The 18,667-nt window shown below is 38.8% G+C and carries 14 protein-coding genes and 5 pseudogenes; 7 read left to right on the forward strand and 12 right to left on the reverse strand.

Going from position 1 to position 18,667, the window contains the following annotated elements:
- The first annotated feature begins 42 nt into the window (after positions 1 to 42).
- The 5 genes and pseudogenes from hisA to AAFX60_005525 all read left to right on the forward strand — a co-directional run bounded on the left by hisA (position 43) and on the right by AAFX60_005525 (position 3,891).
- Positions 43 to 780 (forward strand): 1-(5-phosphoribosyl)-5-[(5-phosphoribosylamino)methylideneamino]imidazole-4-carboxamide isomerase, encoded by a 738-nt coding sequence (gene hisA / locus AAFX60_005505; protein ID XDF78594.1) that lies wholly within the window; start codon positions 43 to 45, stop codon positions 778 to 780.
- Positions 762 to 1,534: pseudogene (gene hisF, locus AAFX60_005510) on the forward strand (imidazole glycerol phosphate synthase subunit HisF). The gene hisA and the pseudogene hisF overlap by 19 nt, the downstream one beginning before the upstream one ends.
- Positions 1,531 to 2,150, forward strand: a pseudogene (gene hisIE, locus AAFX60_005515) (bifunctional phosphoribosyl-AMP cyclohydrolase/phosphoribosyl-ATP diphosphatase HisIE). Before hisF ends, hisIE begins: the two co-directional pseudogenes overlap by 4 nt.
- 108 nt (positions 2,151 to 2,258) lie before the next feature.
- Positions 2,259 to 2,945, forward strand: coding sequence for a TIGR01621 family pseudouridine synthase (locus AAFX60_005520; GenBank protein ID XDF78595.1), 687 nt, complete (start codon positions 2,259 to 2,261; stop codon positions 2,943 to 2,945).
- Positions 2,942 to 3,891 (forward strand): annotated as a pseudogene (locus AAFX60_005525) (class I SAM-dependent methyltransferase). Before AAFX60_005520 ends, AAFX60_005525 begins: the two are co-directional and overlap by 4 nt.
- A 74-nt stretch (positions 3,892 to 3,965) precedes the next feature.
- On the opposite strand, the gene AAFX60_005530 reads toward AAFX60_005525, so the two are convergent.
- The 11 genes and pseudogenes from AAFX60_005530 to AAFX60_005580 form a co-directional block, all read right to left on the reverse strand.
- Positions 3,966 to 4,364, reverse strand: a complete 399-nt coding sequence (locus AAFX60_005530; GenBank protein XDF78596.1) for a GspS/AspS pilotin family protein — start codon at positions 4,362 to 4,364, stop codon at positions 3,966 to 3,968.
- Positions 4,365 to 4,389: 25 nt separating this feature from the next.
- On the reverse strand, positions 4,390 to 4,692 hold the full coding sequence (locus tag AAFX60_005535; protein ID XDF78597.1) for a YciI family protein: 303 nt from the start codon (positions 4,690 to 4,692) through the stop codon (positions 4,390 to 4,392).
- Between the two features lie 104 nt (positions 4,693 to 4,796).
- On the reverse strand, positions 4,797 to 5,207 hold the full coding sequence (gene yciA, locus AAFX60_005540; GenBank protein ID XDF78598.1) for an acyl-CoA thioester hydrolase YciA: 411 nt from the start codon (positions 5,205 to 5,207) through the stop codon (positions 4,797 to 4,799).
- A gap of 94 nt (positions 5,208 to 5,301) precedes the next feature.
- Positions 5,302 to 5,847 (reverse strand): septation protein A, encoded by a 546-nt coding sequence (locus AAFX60_005545; GenBank protein XDF78599.1) that lies wholly within the window; start codon positions 5,845 to 5,847, stop codon positions 5,302 to 5,304.
- Positions 5,848 to 6,015: 168 nt separating this feature from the next.
- Positions 6,016 to 7,250, reverse strand: a pseudogene (locus AAFX60_005550) (dicarboxylate/amino acid:cation symporter).
- 301 nt (positions 7,251 to 7,551) lie between these two features.
- Entirely contained in the window at positions 7,552 to 8,358 is an 807-nt protein-coding gene (gene trpA / locus AAFX60_005555) for a tryptophan synthase subunit alpha (GenBank protein ID XDF78600.1), read from the reverse strand.
- A complete protein-coding gene (trpB, locus tag AAFX60_005560) occupies positions 8,358 to 9,548 on the reverse strand; it encodes a tryptophan synthase subunit beta (protein XDF78601.1) in 1,191 nt (396 codons plus the stop codon). The genes trpA and trpB overlap by 1 nt, the downstream gene beginning before the upstream one ends.
- A 10-nt stretch (positions 9,549 to 9,558) precedes the next feature.
- A pseudogene (trpCF, locus tag AAFX60_005565) lies at positions 9,559 to 10,970 on the reverse strand (bifunctional indole-3-glycerol-phosphate synthase TrpC/phosphoribosylanthranilate isomerase TrpF).
- Positions 10,971 to 10,974: 4 nt separating this feature from the next.
- Complete coding sequence (trpD, locus tag AAFX60_005570) at positions 10,975 to 11,982, reverse strand: anthranilate phosphoribosyltransferase (protein XDF78602.1); 1,008 nt, start codon at positions 11,980 to 11,982, stop codon at positions 10,975 to 10,977.
- Positions 11,983 to 11,992: 10 nt separating this feature from the next.
- Complete coding sequence (locus AAFX60_005575; protein XDF78603.1) at positions 11,993 to 12,595, reverse strand: aminodeoxychorismate/anthranilate synthase component II; 603 nt, start codon at positions 12,593 to 12,595, stop codon at positions 11,993 to 11,995.
- Positions 12,595 to 14,184 (reverse strand): anthranilate synthase component 1, encoded by a 1,590-nt coding sequence (locus tag AAFX60_005580; protein XDF78604.1) that lies wholly within the window; start codon positions 14,182 to 14,184, stop codon positions 12,595 to 12,597. The genes AAFX60_005575 and AAFX60_005580 overlap by 1 nt, the downstream gene beginning before the upstream one ends.
- Positions 14,185 to 14,608: 424 nt before the next feature.
- Here AAFX60_005580 and AAFX60_005585 point away from each other — a divergent pair, with 424 nt between their 5' ends.
- A complete protein-coding gene (locus AAFX60_005585) occupies positions 14,609 to 15,448 on the forward strand; it encodes a PHP domain-containing protein (protein ID XDF78605.1) in 840 nt (279 codons plus the stop codon).
- Positions 15,449 to 15,521: 73 nt separating this feature from the next.
- Positions 15,522 to 16,142 (forward strand): L-threonylcarbamoyladenylate synthase, encoded by a 621-nt coding sequence (locus AAFX60_005590; GenBank protein XDF78606.1) that lies wholly within the window; start codon positions 15,522 to 15,524, stop codon positions 16,140 to 16,142.
- Between the two features lie 54 nt (positions 16,143 to 16,196).
- Here AAFX60_005590 and ainR read toward each other — a convergent pair whose 3' ends face one another.
- On the reverse strand, positions 16,197 to 18,656 hold the full coding sequence (gene ainR / locus AAFX60_005595; protein ID XDF78607.1) for an autoinducer hybrid sensor kinase/response regulator AinR: 2,460 nt from the start codon (positions 18,654 to 18,656) through the stop codon (positions 16,197 to 16,199).
- Positions 18,657 to 18,667: the final 11 nt, after the last annotated feature.

Below are 18,667 nucleotides of genomic sequence, written 5' to 3' on the forward strand. Positions count from 1 at the left end.
TGAGCGAAGCGAATGTTCTCGGTTCTGCTAATAAGGATATTTATGATCATTCCAGCATTAGATTTAATTGAAGGCCAAGTGGTTCGTCTGTTTCAAGGCGACTACGGGCAAGTAACAGAATACAAAGTTGATCCTGCCGAGCAGTTTAATTTGTATCACCAAGCGGGCGCAAATTGGCTGCACCTTGTGGATTTAACTGGTGCAAAAGACACGACAGCACGCCAGTTAGATTTAATTGCACGCTTGTTAGCAAGTACGCCTGCCAATATTCAAATTGGTGGTGGTGTACGTAACGAAGCAGATGTTCAAGACTTACTGAATGCAGGTGCGCAACGTGTGGTGGTGGGTTCCACTGCAGTAAAACAGCCAGAACTGGTTAAAGGTTGGATGGAAAAATACGGTGCTGAAAAAATCGTATTAGCATTAGATATCAATATTGATGAAAACGGCACTCGTAATGTTGCGATTTCAGGCTGGCAAGAAGACTCTGGCGTGACGATTGAAGCGCTGCTTGAAGATTACCTAACCGTTGGTTTGAGGCATGTTCTGTGTACTGATATTTCACGCGATGGTACGCTGCAAGGATCGAATGTAGAACTCTATGTAGACCTATGTAAACAGTACCCTGAAGTACAATTCCAATCATCAGGTGGCATTGGTTCATTAGATGATATCGCTGCATTGAAAGGCTCTGGTGTTGCTGGCGTGATTGTGGGTCGAGCTCTGCTTGATGGAAAATTTACCGCAGAGGAGGCATTCCAATGTTGGCAAAGCGAATAATTCCGTGCCTTGATGTAAAAGATGGTCAAGTAGTAAAAGGCGTTCAGTTTCGTAACCATGAAATCATCGGTGATATTGTCCCCTAGCACAGCGTTATGCGGAAGAGGGTGCAGATGAGCTCGTCTTCTACGATATTACCGCATCAAGTGATGGTCGTGTGGTAGATAAAAGTTGGGTTGCTCGAGTCGCTGAGGTGATAGATATTCCATTCTGTGTTGCGGGTGGCATTAAAACTGCAGAAGATGCAGCAAAGATTTTGGAATTTGGTGCGGATAAAGTATCAATTAACTCTCCTGCATTGGCAAATCCAGAACTTATCACAGAACTTGCCGATAAATTTGGTGTTCAGTGTATCGTGGTAGGTATTGACTCTTATTTTGATAAAGAGACTGGGAAATACCAAGTTTATCAGTTTACCGGTGATGAAGAGCGTACAAAAGCAACCAAATGGGAAACCAAAGATTGGGTGCAAGAAGTACAGAAACGTGGTGCGGGTGAAATCGTACTAAATATGATGAATCAAGATGGTGTTCGTAATGGTTACGATCTTGAGCAATTGAATATGGTGCGAGAAGTGTGTCATGTGCCACTCATTGCATCAGGCGGTGCTGGTGAAATGGTTCACTTTGCAGACGCTTATAAAAAAACAAACGTAGACGGTGCATTAGCGGCATCGGTATTTCACAAGCAAATCATCAATATTGGTGAATTAAAAGATTATTTAGCCGAACAGGATGTAGAGGTACGCCGATGAGCCAACAAGAATTAGCAACACGTATTGATTGGGAAAAAGTGGATGGTTTAGTACCTGCAATTATTCAAGATTTTGGTTCAAGCCAAGTGTTGATGATGGGATACATGAACCAAGATGCTTTAGCTAAAACATTAGAGACAGAAAAAGTCACATTTTTCTCACGTACTAAAAATCGTTTATGGACTAAAGGCGAAGAGTCCGGCAACAGCTTGAACTTAGTTAATATTTCACTGGATTGTGATAACGACACGTTACTTATTAAAGTAAATCCAGTTGGTCCAACGTGTCACACAGGAACAACAACGTGTTGGGATGGTGATAAAAGCGAAGAAACCCAATTGGTGTGGCTTCATCAGTTGGAACAGCTACTCGCCGAGCGTAAGAATGCTGATCCTGACTCTTCTTACACAGCAAGTCTCTATGCCGTGGCACCAAACGTATTTCGCAAAAAGTGGGCGAAGAAGGCGTTGAAGTCGCGCTTGCAGCGACGTCGGGTGACAAGGCGGAGCTAGTGTGTGAATCAGCGGATTTGATCTATCACTTATTTGTGTTATTGCAAGATCAAGGCTTATCGTTTGACGATGTGATTAATAAATTGAAAGAGCGTCATAAGTAGCTCTTTCAATTGAACAGTAACAAAATAACGCCGATCACCTGATCGGCGTTTTTATTGGAATTGAGTAACTATCCTCGCTATACTCTGCGCTCAATTTTAGGAGCGCCAATGTTCGATATCCTTTATCAAAATTCAGATTTTCTTGTCATAAATAAACACCCCAATGTAAGTGTTCATAAAGACGATGGTGAAACCTCATTGTTGATTGAATTAGCAAAAGAGATGGGTGATAAACAACTCTATTTAATTCATCGTTTAGATAAGATGACATCAGGTTTATTATTGATTGGTAGAAATCAAGCTGCCGCTAGTGAATTATCACAACTGTTCGCAAATAGATTGGTTGAGAAATATTATTTAGCAATTGGCGATAAAAAACCGAAGAAGAAGCAAGGCTTGGTTATTGGCGATATGGAACGTTCACGCCGTGCTTCGTGGAAATTGGTGAATAGTAAAGAAAATCCTGCGGTGACACAGTTTTTCTCAACCGCTGCGAATGATGGTAACCGTTTGTTCTTATGTAAGCCTCATACAGGGAAAACCCATCAAATACGTGTAGCACTAAAAAGCGTCGGTTCGGGTATTTTAGGCGATCCAATTTACAGCTCATCTAACGCAGATCGTGGTTATCTCCACGCTTATGCTTTACGTTTTACTTATCAAGAGCAAGCGTTTGAATTTATTGAAACACCAAAACAAGGTGAAGAATGGAAAAATGACACCATTCAAGCTGGATTAGCTCAGTGGCAAACACCGTGGACATTAACTTGGCCAGAGATTAAGAAGAAATCATGAAGATAGAAGCATTAGATACGTTATTTACACATCTTGAAGAGCAATTGAATAATCCGCCAAGTGAACTACGTCGTTTGTTTCATGGGCGCGGTCAATGTTTTGAGGGATTAGAGCAAATTACGGTTGATTGGTTACAGGCAAAAGATTCAACTGGCCAGCTTGTGGTGGCTTTATTTAAAGAGCAAACCCCTGAATTTGTTGAGCAATTAGTTGTTAAGTTAAATAAGCTTGCAGAAACTTCATTATGGAAAGTTGCAAATGGCACGTCGATTTTATTGCAACATCGTTATCAAGAATTCGCCCAACGCAAGTAGTTTGGGGAGAGGAAAATACATTTCCTGTCGTAGAAGAGAGTAACCTAAAGTATCAATTAGAGCTTAAAAAGAACCAAAACATGGGGATCTTTTTAGATATGCGATACGGTCGTAAATGGGTGCAGACGCACAGTGAAGGTAAATCAGTATTAAACTTGTTTGCGTATACATGTGGCTTTTCTGTTGCAGCGATTGCCGGTGGTGCAACTCAAGTTGTTAATTTAGATATGGCCAAAGCATCATTAGGAAGAGGTCGTGACAATCACCGTCTAAATCAGCATGACTTGTCTAAAGTTAAATTCTTAGGTCATGATATTTTTAAATCATGGGGTAAGATTAAGAAGTTAGGTCTATATGATCTTATCATTATTGATCCGCCAAGTTTTCAGAAAGGTAGCTTTGCTTTAACTAAAGATTATCAGAAGATCTTACGCCGTTTACCTAGTTTATTAACTGAAACGGGTGAAGTATTAGCGTGTGTGAATTCGCCAGCGGTATCTACTGATTTCTTAATTGATGGAATGGCTGAAGAAGCGCCTGAGCTTAAGTTTGTTGAGCGTTTAGATAATCCACCAGAGTTTAGCGACATTAATCCTGAAAGTGGCCTAAAAGTGATGCGTTTTACTCGTTAATCTAATTAGTTTGATATAAAAAGCCCTTCTCATCATGTTGATGAAAAGGGTTTTTTTTGTTTGGTGAGGCTGTATTATTCTTCGTTTTCTTGTTCGCGATCCAAACACGATTGTTCATTTACAATGATATCATTTTGTTTTTGACCACGTGAATTACGAATAATGTAGCGATAAGTTACCCCTTTATCTAACACAGGGCGAACTTCTTTATCTTTACAAAAAGTAGTTATGCTATTTTCAATGATTTGATTGGTACTGATTTCACCATTACCACCGTCCAAGAACATCATTTCAACGACGCCTTGCTTTGCTTTTGCTTGTAATAAAGTCAGTTGTCCCATCTCTAGGGGGAGCACACTAGCAAGAACACTTGCACGATAGTCTGCAAGCATTTCAATCTCTTGTTGCTGCTCATTAGATGCACAGCCAGATAGGATGATTGCACTAATAGCAGTGAGTAGAATTTTTTTCATCAGATAATCTTATTGTTTATATTTATTAAGCTGGAAGCACTTTTTTAAATGGCTTAACAATTACTTTTGCGTAAACACCAGCATCAATATAAGGGTCATTATCAGCCCAAGTTTGAGCTGCTTCTAATGAAGCAAAATCAGCAATAACTGTTGAACCAGTGAAGCCTGCTTCTCCTGGATTTTCAGAATCAATTGCAGGCATAGGTCCTGCTACTAATAAACGGCCTTCATTCTGTAGTTGAGCAAGGCGCTCTAGATGTTTTTCACGAACACTTAAACGACGTTCTAAGCTGTTTTCAACATCTTGAGAAAAAATCACATACCACATTATAGAGTCCTTTAATTAAATATCATCATTGATCTATTCATCATAAAAAAAGCCCCAGTCATAAACCAGAGCTTTTTGAAAAATAATGAAAATTATTCCAAATACTACGCATTTTTCGGAATTGGACGAGGTTTTCCGCTGGCATCAATAGCAACATAGTTAAAAGTGGCTTCACAAACTTGAAAGCGGTCACCAATCCCATCTTCTTTTACAGGTTTAACCCATACTTCAAGGTTGATACTCATTGAGGTTCGGCCAATCTTAACGCATTCACCATAACAGCAAACAACATCACCTACTTTAACTGGTTTTTTAAAGGTAATACTTGATACTGAAACCGTAACAATTCGGCCACCAGAAATCTCTTTTGCTAAAATACCACCAGCTAAATCAAGCTGTGACATAATCCAACCGCCAAAAATATCACCATTAGCGTTAGTGTCAGCAGGCATAGAGAGAGTTCGAAGAAGTAGTTGGCCTTTAGGGGCTTGTCCAAGGTTATTTGGGCTTGTCAAAGTTGGGTTCCAATACAACAAAAAATAGAATTGAGCTGAGTTTACCACATAAAAAAGCCGTGTTGTATACACGGCTTAATCATTATCTTTTTGGTTATTCTTGTTCTTCTTTTTTCTCTTTTGGCATATGTTTATAAACGTACATACCAGTGAATAGAGTATATAAGAAAGTTAACCCCAATAAACCAAAGACTTTAAAGTTAACCCATACGTCTAATGGCATTTCAAAGGCAACATAAAGGTTCGCAATAGCACAAACAGTAAAGAATAATACCCATGCGTGGTTGATCTTAGTCCATTTATCATCAGGCAATGTAACTTCTTTACCAAGCATGCCTTTAATTACAGGTTTGCCCAGAATATGCGCAATAATTAAACCAGCAGCAAAAACGCAGTAAACAATGGTTACTTTCCATTTGATGAAGTTATCGTCATGCAGAAATATAGTCATGCCACCAAATACAGTCACCATAATAAAGGTGATTAGCTGCATTTTTTCTACTTTCTTGTATAAAGCGTAGGTCACAATAAGTTGAATGGCTGTGGCAATAATTAAAGCACCTGTTGCTGTATAGATGTCGTACATCTTATATAGAGCAAAAAAGATAATCAGTGGGATAAAGTCTAGAATTTGTTTCATTTTTTATGTTGAGCCAATAATAAATTATGTTGTGAGTGTAACGAAAATTGAAGGAGTAGGGAATCGCTAAAAATTGCTTGTTACATTTTATGTTCGATGATCAAAAAAGGCCAATGTGAAATAATTGGCCTTGTTGATTTAAGTTGGGCTTATTTAGGTTAACTTTTTCTAAGCATTTTGATTTTCTGTTCTTACTGTTTTTTTGTGTTCTTCTTCAACCATCGCATCAACGATCACTGCACACGCCGCATCACCTGTAATGTTTAAGGCTGTACGGATCATATCGAAGATACGATCTAGTGCGAATAACAATGGTAAACCTTCGATTGGGATGCCTGCCGCTAATAAAACTGCGACCACTAAGAAAGAAGGCCCCGGAACGCCAGCTTGGCCAACAGCACCTAGAGTTGAAGTGACAATGATAGCGATGTAGGCGCCAATGGATAAGTCGATATTGAACAGTTGAGCAAAGAAGATAGCAACTAGGCCGTAGTAAATTGCGTTACCTGACATGTTAATGGTTGCACCAAGCGGTAAGACAAAAGAGGCGGTAGAGTTGCGAACCCCTAAATCTTTCTCAACGGTTTCCATCGTAACTGGTAGTGTTGCCATTGATGATGCTGTTGAAAGAGCCACAGCTTGTGGTTTTTCATTGCAACAAGGAATTGCTTTGCAGAGGTTTTAGTAAATAACCCAACCATCAGTGGGTAGGCTACAAAGCCAAAGATAACAATAGCAGCAACGTAGACAACGAATAGCTTAAATACCACCATTAGTGCACCAAAGCCAAACGTACCAACGGCTTCTGCCATTAAACCAAATACGCCGATAGGAGCAATGATCATTACTTTGTTGATCATCCAAACCATTACATCAACAATTGCGTTAACCGCATTAAGCATTGGCTCACGACGTGTTTTTTCTAATTTAGATAAGCCGATACCAAAGAATAGACAGAAAACAAGTATTTGTAGAATATTTGCTTCATTTAAGGATTGGAAAACGTTGGTTGGGATCATGCCTGTAATGGTTGCCCAAAAAGTAGGTAGCTCTCCTTTAGATGCATAGGCAGAAGAGAACATTCCTTCAACACCTGAAACATCAATCCCTTTTCCTGGTTCAAAGATTTCACCCATAAATAGCGCTAAGGCAACGGCTAGTGCCGATGTTATGCCAAAATAACCTAGTGTACTTAAACCAACTTTTCCTGCATTACTGCTGTTACCTAATCCTGCAGCTCCCGAAATAAGAGCAACAGCAACTAATGGTATAACTAACATTTTAATTAGATTAATAAAAATGGTTCCAAGAGGAGCAAACATGGACGCGGATTCGCCCATTGTTGCCCCAACCATGGTGCCTATAATCATGGCTATAACGACTTGAACCCCAATGTTGTTCATAAATCCTTTTTTGTTTAACACTTTGTCTACCTCTATGTTGTGTTCTTACGAAAATTTAGTGAATAGCTCTTATTTATTATGTGTATTGTTATTAAAAATTCGGGTGTCGTTTTACACGTAAAATTAACATATGGCAATGTGTTTATTAACTTTTGTATATTTAATTGTGTATTTATTGTTTTGTGTCGTTATGTGGTGATGTATTTTATTAACAATTTAGGAGAGGGTAATTAGGTTGGTATATATCGAGGAAAAAAAAGAGGCTTAATTTAGCCTCTTTAATCATGATTAATTAGATGTATTATTTTTGTGTTGCTGCTTTCATTGACGATGTGAAGTCCGCAAGTGCTTTTAATAATGCCTCTGGGTTAGCTTGATGTTGTTCAATCAATTTAACCGTTGCAGAGCCTGAGATAGCACCTGCAGCTCCAGCTTTTACCGCTTCTTCTACTTGAGCTGGCTCTGAGATACCAAAACCAAGAATAGCCGGTGGTGCATCGTATTGATTAAGGCGCTCTAGTAATTGAGCAACAGGCATACCCGCTTTGGTTTCGGCACCAGTAACACCTGCACGAGAAAGAAGGTAAGTGTAACCTCCACCTAATTTAGCAACTGTTTCTAGTGTTTCAGGCGATGCTGATGGTGGTGCAATGAAAATAGGGTGAATACCATGTTCTATTGCACTTTCTCTGAATTCTTGGGATTCATTAGTCGGTACATCGGCGATCAATACAGAGTCTACACCTGCTTGTTGGCATTTTGTGTAGAAGTTATCAATACCATTTGCGAAAACAAGGTTCGCATAAACTAAAAGACCGATTGGCGTATCAGGATATTTAGAGCGAATTTTTGTAATGAGCTCAAAACAAATTGCTGGTGTTGTTTTGCTATCCAATGCTCGAATGTTTGCACCTTGAATAGTAGGGCCATCAGCAAGAGGATCCGAAAATGGAATACCTAATTCTAATGCATCGGCACCAGCTTCAATCAGGGTTTCCATGATGTTATAAGATAGCTCAGGGTTTGGATCGCCAATAGTTACGAATGGAACAAAGGCTCCTTGATTTTTTTTCTCTAGCTGAGCAAATAGGGCTTGATAACGATCCATTAGATTTCTCCCTTTTCTTTTAAAATGTCATGTACTGTGAAGATGTCTTTATCGCCTCGGCCAGATAAGTTTACAACCAATAGTTGTTCTTTCTCCGGTTCTGCTTGTGCAAGTTGTAATGCATATGCTAAAGCATGAGAAGATTCTAATGCTGGAATAATACCTTCATTTCTTGCAAGAATTTTGAATGCTTCTAATGCTTCGTCATCTGTTACTGCACCGTATTCAGCACGACCAATAGCATTTAGGTGGGCGTGTTGTGGACCAACGGATGGGAAGTCTAAACCTGCAGAAACTGAGTATGATTCTTCAATCTGTCCGTGTTCATCTTGCATTAATGGGGCTTTCATTCCAAAGAAAATGCCTGTTTTACCATGCTTAAGTGGTGCGCCGTGTTGGTCGGTATCAATACCTTTACCTGCAGGCTCAACACCAATTAGTTTTACGCTTTCTTCTTCAATGAAATCTGCAAACATACCGATAGCATTTGAACCGCCACCCACGCAAGCAATAACCGCATCAGGTAAACGACCTTCACGCGCTAAGATTTGCATTTTCGTTTCTTCACCAATCATACGTTGGAACTCACGAACGATGGTTGGGAATGGATGAGGGCCTGCCGCTGTTCCTAATAAATAGTGTGCAGTTTCATAGGTTGCAGACCAGTCACGTAGTGCCTCATTACATGCATCTTTTAGCGTCGCAGAGCCTGAATGAACAGGAATGACTTCTGCACCCATTAGTTTCATACGGAATACGTTTGGGCTTTGACGTTCTACGTCTTTAGCTCCCATATAAACTCGGCATTTTAACCCAAGTAGTGCACAAGCTAGTGCTGTGGCAACACCGTGTTGGCCTGCACCTGTTTCAGCAATGATCTCATCTTTGCCCATACGCTTTGCAAGTAGTGCTTGGCCAAGTACTTGGTTAGTTTTGTGTGCTCCACCATGAAGAAGATCTTCACGTTTAAGGTATAGCTTTGTTTTTGTGCCTTTGGTTAAATTGCGGCATAACGTCAATGCGGTTGGACGACCCGCATATTCTTGTAAAAGCGTCATGAATTCAGAACGAAAGTCTGGGTCTTCTTGTGCATCAATAAAGGCTTGTTCTAGTTGCTCTAAAGCTGGAACTAAAATCTGTGGAACGTATTGACCACCGTATTCGCCGAAGTAGGCATCTAATTTTGCCATGATATTTTCCTTAATAGTCTCGTAATGCGCTAAATACGGCGCTTAATTTTTTATGATCTTTTTACCCGGAGTACTTTCTACTCCTGAGTTGAAATCTAATCCGTAGCAGCCGAGTTGTGCTGCTTGTTTGGTATTATTTAATTCAAGTCCACCGGCAAGCATGATGTTGTGGTGAGGCAGTTTATTCCAATCAAAACTAACGCCAGTGCCTCCCACCTGCGAACCTACTTTACAATCAACTAACACCTTATCAGCTTGAGTTTGTGGAAGTGAAATGCTTTGAGCATCATCTGACACAGAAATGACATTCCAAACTTGAGTGTGAGTCGGTAATAAAGAGGCTAACTCAGTAATATACTCTTCGGTTTCATTTCCATGCAGTTGAATCACTGATAGAGAAAGGTCAGTGGCGTACTGAGCAACACGCTGAGCATCCTCATTTTGGAAAACGCCCACATAATGTAATGCAGTTGCTTGGGTTATTTTCTTTGCGGTTTCAAGAGAAACAAAACGTGGTGATTTTTCTACGAAAATAAGTCCGCCGTAGACAGCTCCAGAGTCATAAACGGTTTTCGCATCTTGCTCTGAAGTTAATCCACAGACTTTGTTTTCACCTAAAATAACTTTTCTTGCTGCAAGCTCTAGGTTTTTTTCTGCCATTAGTGAGCTACCAATCAGAAAGCCTGAAGCGTGCTGAGCCAGATCTTTTACTTGTTGATGAGTATAAATACCTGACTCAGAAATAATGGTTGTACCTTTAGGGAGTAGAGGAGCGAGTTCTTTTGTTCTATTTAAATCCGTTGATAAGTCACGTAGGTTACGGTTGTTAATTCCAATGACTTTTGCGTTTAATGCCACTGCACGATGCAGTTCTTCTTCATTGCTGACTTCCGTTAAAATACCCATGTTTAATGAATGTGCTATGTCTGCAAGTTCTTTGTACTGCGCATCGTCTAAAACAGAAAGCATTAATAAAATGGCATCAGCAGAGTAATGACGAGCAAGATACACTTGATAAGCATCTATCATGAAATCTTTACATAAAATAGGCTGTGACACTTGATTTCGAATAATAGGTAAGAAATCAAAGTTACCTTGGAAATACTTTTCATCAGTTAGTACAGAAATGGCACTCGCATGATTATTGTAGATAGAAGCAATGTAATCGAGATCGAAATCATCTCGAATTAATCCTTTTGATGGTGAGGCTTTTTTACATTCAAGGATAAATTCGGTTTTGCCTGTTTTTAATGCGTCGTAAAAGCTACGGTCAGATAGACTTAATGACGATTGAAAATCATCGAGAGGTTGTTGTTTCTTACGCTCTTCGACCCAAATGGCTTTGTCTTTTACTATTTTTACAAGCACTTCAGCCATTTTTGTATTTTCTACTGAGATGTGTTCAGACAATTGCTGTGTCATTCATTTATCCTCTTGCAGCCAGTTGTTGTACCAATTCGAAGGCTTTACCTGAATTCATGGCATCGATGGCTTTTTGTGCATTAGCTTTTAGATCTTCATGGCCAAACAAGCGCATTAATAGGGCAACGTTAACAGCGATAGCACCTAATTGAGCATCTGTCCCTTTACCCGTTAAAATATCCGTAATAATGGCTTTATTCTCTTCTGGCTCTCCGCCTTTAATCGAATCAAGTGGGTGAGTATTCAGTCCAAAATCTTCTGGCGTTAATGTGTATTCTTTAATTTCACCATCAATAATTTCTGCCACCGTTGTTGGGCCATGAATGGCAACTTCATCTAAACCAGATCCAAAAACAACCGCAGCTCGTTTCATTCCCATGTTTACCATGGTTTCCGCAATAGGACGAACCAGTGATTCATCGTAAACGCCCATAAGCTCAATATTGGGACGTGCAGGGTTAATTAGAGGCCCAAGGATATTAAAGATGGTACGTGTTTTCATGGTTTGACGAATTGGCATCGCATGGCGAACACCACCGTGGTATTGCGGTGCAAACAAAAAGGCAACACCCAAATCATCAACCGCTTTTCTCGTGTCTTCTGCAGACATAGCTAAATCAATGCCAAAGGAATCAAGCAGGTCAGAAGAGCCTGATTTACTTGAAACGCCACGGTTACCATGTTTTGCAATTTTTAATCCACATGCTGCGGCAACAAATGCGGCCGTGGTGGAAATATTGATGGTATTTGAGCCGTCACCACCGGTGCCAACAATGTCCGCAAAATCATAGTCAGGTTGAGGGAATGGATTTGCGTTCTCTAATAATGCTTTAGCAGCCCCTGCAATCTCATCCGGTGTTTCACCTTTCAATTTTAAACAGGTGAGTGCTGATGTCAGTAGTATAGGATCTAATTCGCCTTTAATAATGGCATCAAAAAGAACTTGGCTTTCTGATTCTGAAAGAGAAACTTGATCGTATAGCTTGTTAAAAATGGTTTCTATTTGAGTCATGAGAATATCCTTATTCTTTATTGTCTTTTGCTGTTAGAGCTAATGCCCAATTCAAGGTATTAATGAGTAGTTGTGCCCCTTGAGTCGTCAAAATGGATTCTGGGTGAAATTGGAAGCCACACACCTTGTCTTCTTCTTGAATTACGGCCATTACAAGGTCATCTACTGTGGCTGTAATGGTTAGTTCATTCGTTACTTTTGTTGCCACTAATGAGTGGTAACGAGCAATAGATAGTGGATTTGGTAAGTCATTAAAAATAGGGTGTTGGTTATGGTTCATCATTGCTGATTTACCATGAACAATTTCACCTGCTCCGGCAACCGTACCGCTATAGGCCTCAACAATCGCTTGGTGCCCAAGACAAATACCTATCATTGGGATTTTGCCTTTTAGGCGCTGAATAACTTCCGGCATACAACCCGCTTCTGATGGTACTCCAGGGCCAGGAGATAAAACGACAACTGGATTGTCTAGCTTATTTACGGCTTCTTCAAAAGCGGCTGCGTTTAAGCTATTACGGTAAATCGTCACTGGGTAACCAAGAGAGCGAAATTGATCAACTAAGTTGTAGGTAAAGGAATCAAAGTTATCGAGTAATACAATGTGAGCCATTATTTTGTCTCCTTAACTTGTTGCGCGGTTGCCGATAAGTGTGCTTTTTGAATGGCTGAGATAACCGCTTGCGCTTTGCCTCGTGTTTCATCAGCTTCTGCCTGAGGATCTGAGTCATATACTACGCCGGCACCAGCTTGAACTTGAGCAACACCATCTTCGACATAAGCTGAACGGATCACAATACAGGTATCCATGCTGCCATCTCCCGTTAAATAACCCACAGCACCACCATAAGCACCACGGCGAGTTTTTTCTACATCACGGATAAGTTGCATTGCTCGAATTTTAGGAGCACCAGTGAGGGTTCCCATGTTCATGCATGCTTGATAAGCGTGAAGAGCATCGAGTTCGGTTCTGAGTTGCCCAACCACTCGTGACACTAAATGCATAACATGACTATAGCGATCCACTTTAAGCAAATCAGCAACGTGACGAGTGCCAGCTTGCGAAATTCGAGCTACATCGTTTCGTGCTAAATCAACCAGCATCATGTGTTCTGCATTTTCTTTTGTGTCACAGCGTAATTCCAATTCGATACGACTATCTAAATCGTGGTTGATGGAACCATCTGCATTTTTACCACGTTTACGAGTACCTGCTATTGGATAAATTTCAACTTGATTGCTGACTTTGCAATATTTAAGAGCTGATTCAGGAGAGGCTCCAAACAGTGTGAAATCACGATCTTGCAGATAGAACATATAAGGACTTGGGTTACCGATCTTCAGTTCGCGGTAAGCGGAAAGTGGAGCAGGGCAAGGCAGAGTAAAACGACGAGAAGGAACAACTTGGAACACATCTCCTTTGATGACAAATTCTTTTAAATTTAAAACTGTTTGGCAAAAATCATCATCAGATACACTTGGAACTGCATCACATTCAGTTAAGACTGGCGCTAATGGAACATCATGAGATTCAGAGCAGAATGTTTTTATGGAAGACAAACGTTTTGATACTTGTTGCTTTATTTCTTCATTTTGGGAAAAAAGCGTACCTTGTAACGTGGACTTTTGAGTTTGATGGTCAATAACCAGCAGTGTCTCTGCAATATAAAAAAGGTAATCCGGGCACTTATTTGTTGAATCGGCATTGCCTAGATTTTCAAAATTGGCTACTAAGTCATAAGCAAATAAACCGCCAAGGAATAATGCATTTGAAGGTAAGCCTGATAAGTCGAATTGATGTTGAATAAAGCGTAATGCATCAAATGATGACAGTTCTCGAAGACGGCTGTCTTCATCTAGATCTTGATTAGCATCAGGGAAATGAAGTGTTAACAGATTATTTGAAACTGATTGAATCAATGTCGATGGTAAGCATTGAGCAAGTTGAGCTAATAATAGTTCACCATTTGTTGTCATTGCTTCTAAAGTTACGTCTTTGCCAAAGCAATGAATTCTAACAGCAGCGTCAATTAGCATTAGACTTTTTAGGTCTTCTTTTGAATCTACTTCTGCAGATTCAAGTAATAAACTCATTGCGCCGTCAGCACACAATGTGGAATACAGCTCCGTTGGATCTGAAACGTATGGGACATCAAGGCAAAGTAGTTCAATTTTACTATCTTGTGAATGTGATGAACGCATTATAGCCTCCCTGCTAATTCGTTGATCTTGTGTTAAATTATATTGTATTGGCATAGTCGCATATTTCACAGTTGTTGCCACTCTTTTGTTAAAACTTATGAGGGCTAAAAGGCGGTTTGTATATTATTTCATCGTTATTTCTCAATTGTGCTTTTGTACTATCTATCACATCATCAATGTGTATTTCGGACATAAAAAAACCCGCTTAGTTGCGGGTAGTGGATTTATGTCAAAAATAAATTAGCACAAAACACTACCCAAAGTAGTGCCACCATCGCGAGCTTACCACTGATGTTTTTAAGATTGCTTGTTGTCTGTTAAGCTGTGACATAAAGTACCTATTGTTGACCAATTTCAATTTGGTGAGAAAGTGTTTAACTGTGTACTAGTAAACTAGTGCGCAAGAAGAAAGTCAAGAATAATTATGAAAATAGACCTACATAGTCACACAACTGCGTCAGATGGACGCTTATCACCCACAGAATTAGTTGAAAGAGCGGTTAGTTTTGATGTGAAGGTGCTTGCTATTACTGATCATGACTCTGTTGCGGGTCTTGATGAAGCTCATGCGGCAATTAAAGATCAAAATTTACCTTTGCAATTGATAAATGGAATTGAAATATCGACGTTATGGAGCAATAAAGACATTCATGTTGTTGGTTTAAACTTAGATATTCACCATCCTGATCTCATTGAGCTAATTAAAAATCAAGAAGCTCGAAGAGATGCTCGTGCAATTAAAATGGCAGAACGCTTAGAGAAAGCGGGGTACGAAGGGGCATTAGAAGGTGCAAAAGCATTAGCTGGAGATGGCACATTAACTCGTGCTCATTTTGGTAAGTGGTTAGTTGATGAAGGTCACGCTAAAACAATGCAGGCGGTATTTAAAAAATTCTTAACTCGCAATAACATAGGTTATGTGCCGCCAGATTGGTGTACGATTGAAGAAGCCGTTAATGTGATTCATAAGGCCGGTGGAGTTGCAGTACTTGCTCACCCTGGCCGCTATAAGTTAACAGCAAAATGGATAAAACGTTTATTAGCTGCGTTTGTTGAGGCAAAAGGTGATGCGATGGAAGTTGCACTACCGCAGCAAGGGGTGCAAGAGCGTCGAGTTCTTGCTGATTATGCAATTCAATTTGAATTAGAAGCTTCCCAAGGCTCTGATTTTCATTACTCATCGCCTTGGACGGAGTTAGGGCGAAATTTATGGTTGCCAGAAGGAGTCGTTCCCGTTTGGCAAAAATGGAATATACCAAGCTGAAATAGAAAATGGATTTAGTATAAAACTAAAATAAAAACCAAATATCACTATGACCTGCTAAGCAGGAGGGATTATGAGCCAATTTTTTTACGTACATCCAGAAAACCCACAAGCACGTTTAATCAATCAAGCCGTGGCGATTATTCGTGATGGCGGTGTGGTAATTTATCCAACAGATTCAGGTTATGCGTTGGGTTGTCAACTTGAGAATAAACAAGCATTAGAGCGAATTTGTCAGATCCGCCGCTTAGATGACAAACATAATTTTACGTTACTGTGTCGTGATTTATCTGAGCTATCTATTTATGCTCGTGTTGATAACAGTATTTTCCGATTACTTAAAAATAACACGCCAGGCGCATACACTTTTATTTTTAAAGGAACAAAGGAAGTGCCTCGTCGTTTAATGAACCCAAAACGTAAGACCATTGGTATGCGTGTACCAGATAATAAAATTGCTCTAGATCTGTTAGAGGCGTTAGGTGAGCCACTGATGTCTACAACATTGATTTTACCGGGTAATGAAATGGCAGAATCCGATCCTGAAGCAATTCGAGATCAATTAGAACATGCCGTTGATTTAATTATGAATGGTGGTTATTTAGGTGAACAACCAACCACAGTAATCGACTTTAGTGATGATGATATTAAAATTGCTCGAGTTGGTGCTGGTGATCCAACACCGTTTGAATAATTAATAAACTATCGAAGTAGCCAGACAGTTGTTCTGGCTATTTTTTTATCGGTGTTATAACCATTTATCTACGACCTGCAGTAATTGTGTTTTAGATACTGGTTTAGTTAAATACCCATCCATTACTTGCGTGATTGCACTGATTTCTTCGTGGCTAGATTCACCCGTTAGCGCAATAATAGGTATATGAGGGTAGAGAATCTTGATTTTTTTAGCCGCATCTATTCCATTCATTATCGGCATGCGAGAGTCCATAAAAATAAGATCGATCTTATTATTGGTTGCTATCTCTACGGCTTCTTCACCATTTTCTGCTTGTAGAAGCGTTAAGTTATCTTTATTTATAAAAGTATGAATTAACATACGCTGTACTTTTTTATCATCTACAATTAATACTGTTTTAAGTGAATTGTCTTTATCTTTAATTAGTGGTGGGGGACTTTGTTTGATATTTAATGCATTAATATTGCCTTCTATACGAGGAAAGCTAAGGACAAATTCGGTGAATTCACCTTTGGTTGAATAACAAACTATGTTTCCCTCAAAGGCATGCATAACACGTAAGCAATAAGATAGTCCTAACCCACTGCCGCCTTTCTTATTATGAGTAAAGAAATCATCAAAGATATTAGGAAGAATGTGAGAATCAATTCCTGGGCCGGTATCTCTAAATATTAATTTATTGGTCGCAAATCCTCGAACTAATCGAATAGATATAGAACTTTTATATTCATCAAAGTAATGTGTTGCATTTCTTAATAAATTAAACAGTATGAATCCATATAGAGTATCATTGATATTTACGATGAAATCGTCTTCAAGATTCAGGGTTATTTTTTGTTTCATTTCTTCAGAGTCGAATACATATTCATCAATAATTTTTTGAGTTAACAGTGAAATTGAATAATGTTGGAATAGAGCATTACTTATTGTTGTATTCTTTGCTTCACTAAGAATGATATCAATTAATTGCGCTCCTTTTTGAATCGCTAAACATCCTTGGTTTAATTCATTTTTTATCAGATCTTCTTGCTTTTCATGTTCAGTATTTTTTTGATAGTGATGTTTGATTTTTTCAAAATGATATTGAAGTTGTGATAATGGATTTCGCATCTCATGAGCAATAGAGTTAGCAAGAGCTTGTGATTGACGGACTTTTTGCTCACTTTCAATATAACCTTGAACCTTGGTTAACACCCATTGAATTGCTGAGATCTCTTCATTTGAAAAGGTTGCATTATCGTGTTTATTTGCTGAGATTAAGAAATGCGATATCAGCTTATTTTCACCAAAAATAGGTAAGATTAATGCGGTTTTGCTTTGATCCATTTTTTCTTGCACTTGATGAAGTGCTGAATTACCAGTTTCAAGAGCGTAATGGATTTGATAATCGAGCTCATCTTTAACCAGGGCGGAATGGCTTTCATTTAAGTGCGGGATGAAAATATTGTAATTCGTGTTTTTTCCAATTAATAATAATTCTTCTTTTGGAGTATTTAGTATTGAGGCTAATTTTATGATGGCATTACTGCTTGAGTATTTAAACTCCTCAGCTATCTTATATATTTTCTCAACGGGTGTTTGTTGATCTTTATATATAATAATAGATGCTATCTTTTTTGATTTTTTAAGTGTTTTATCCCAAAACAGTCCGGTTATTATAATTGATAAAGCATAAACATAGAATAAGTTAGGGTTACTTGATGAACTATAAATAATTACAATAGGGGTTATATACAATATTAAATTTATTGAATATGAGAGTGACCAGAATAATAGATATTTAAAACTATATAGTCGATGATAAAGTAGAGTGTAACCAATTAATAAAGCTTCTGTGACTGATAAGGTTGGAGGTAGCCATGTATATGAAAAATCTGCCCATATGACAGGGATGATAATTTGAGAAGCAATGGTTGAGATCATGTAAATAAATATCCCAATCATTAGATAAACAGATTTTTCTTTATTAAGTTTTATATTACTTTTTCTAAGTTTAAAGAAATTAATACTGGTTAGAATTACAAACAAAAATGCGTTTAGGAAAAACAAAGGAGCAAAGGGCCCGAACTCAATGGTGAATACGCTAGGAGCTTGAATTGTCACTCCTATAACCGTTAAGTTAGGGATAACATTCACAATTAGTGCGACAAGTGTTGTTATGCTTGTTAAGCCAAACTGCCATTTAGAGAGTCTTTTGTCTGAGTGTTTTGATGCTAAACGACATGAAAATAGAAAAGCAAACGCAAATGCTAGATACGAAGTCATATTAGCAAAAAGTGCCATGAAAATAGCTACGGATTCATCGAAATAAGTGAGTAATGGTGATTGAAAGTAGGCGTTACTTAGTATCCATAGAATAATAAAGAACGCATAAAAGATGTATGATGAATAAATGTAAGGGTTTACCTTTGTCCGCTCTCTATATAAAGAGCGGACAAAATACCCTACCCAAAGCAAGATGATTGCTGAGGTTGTCAGTAGTAAATAAACTTTAGGTAAAGTAGTTAGCATTTATATAAAAC

This window comes from Aliivibrio fischeri (genome assembly GCA_038993745.2).
Lineage (GTDB): Bacteria > Pseudomonadota > Gammaproteobacteria > Enterobacterales > Vibrionaceae > Aliivibrio > Aliivibrio fischeri_B.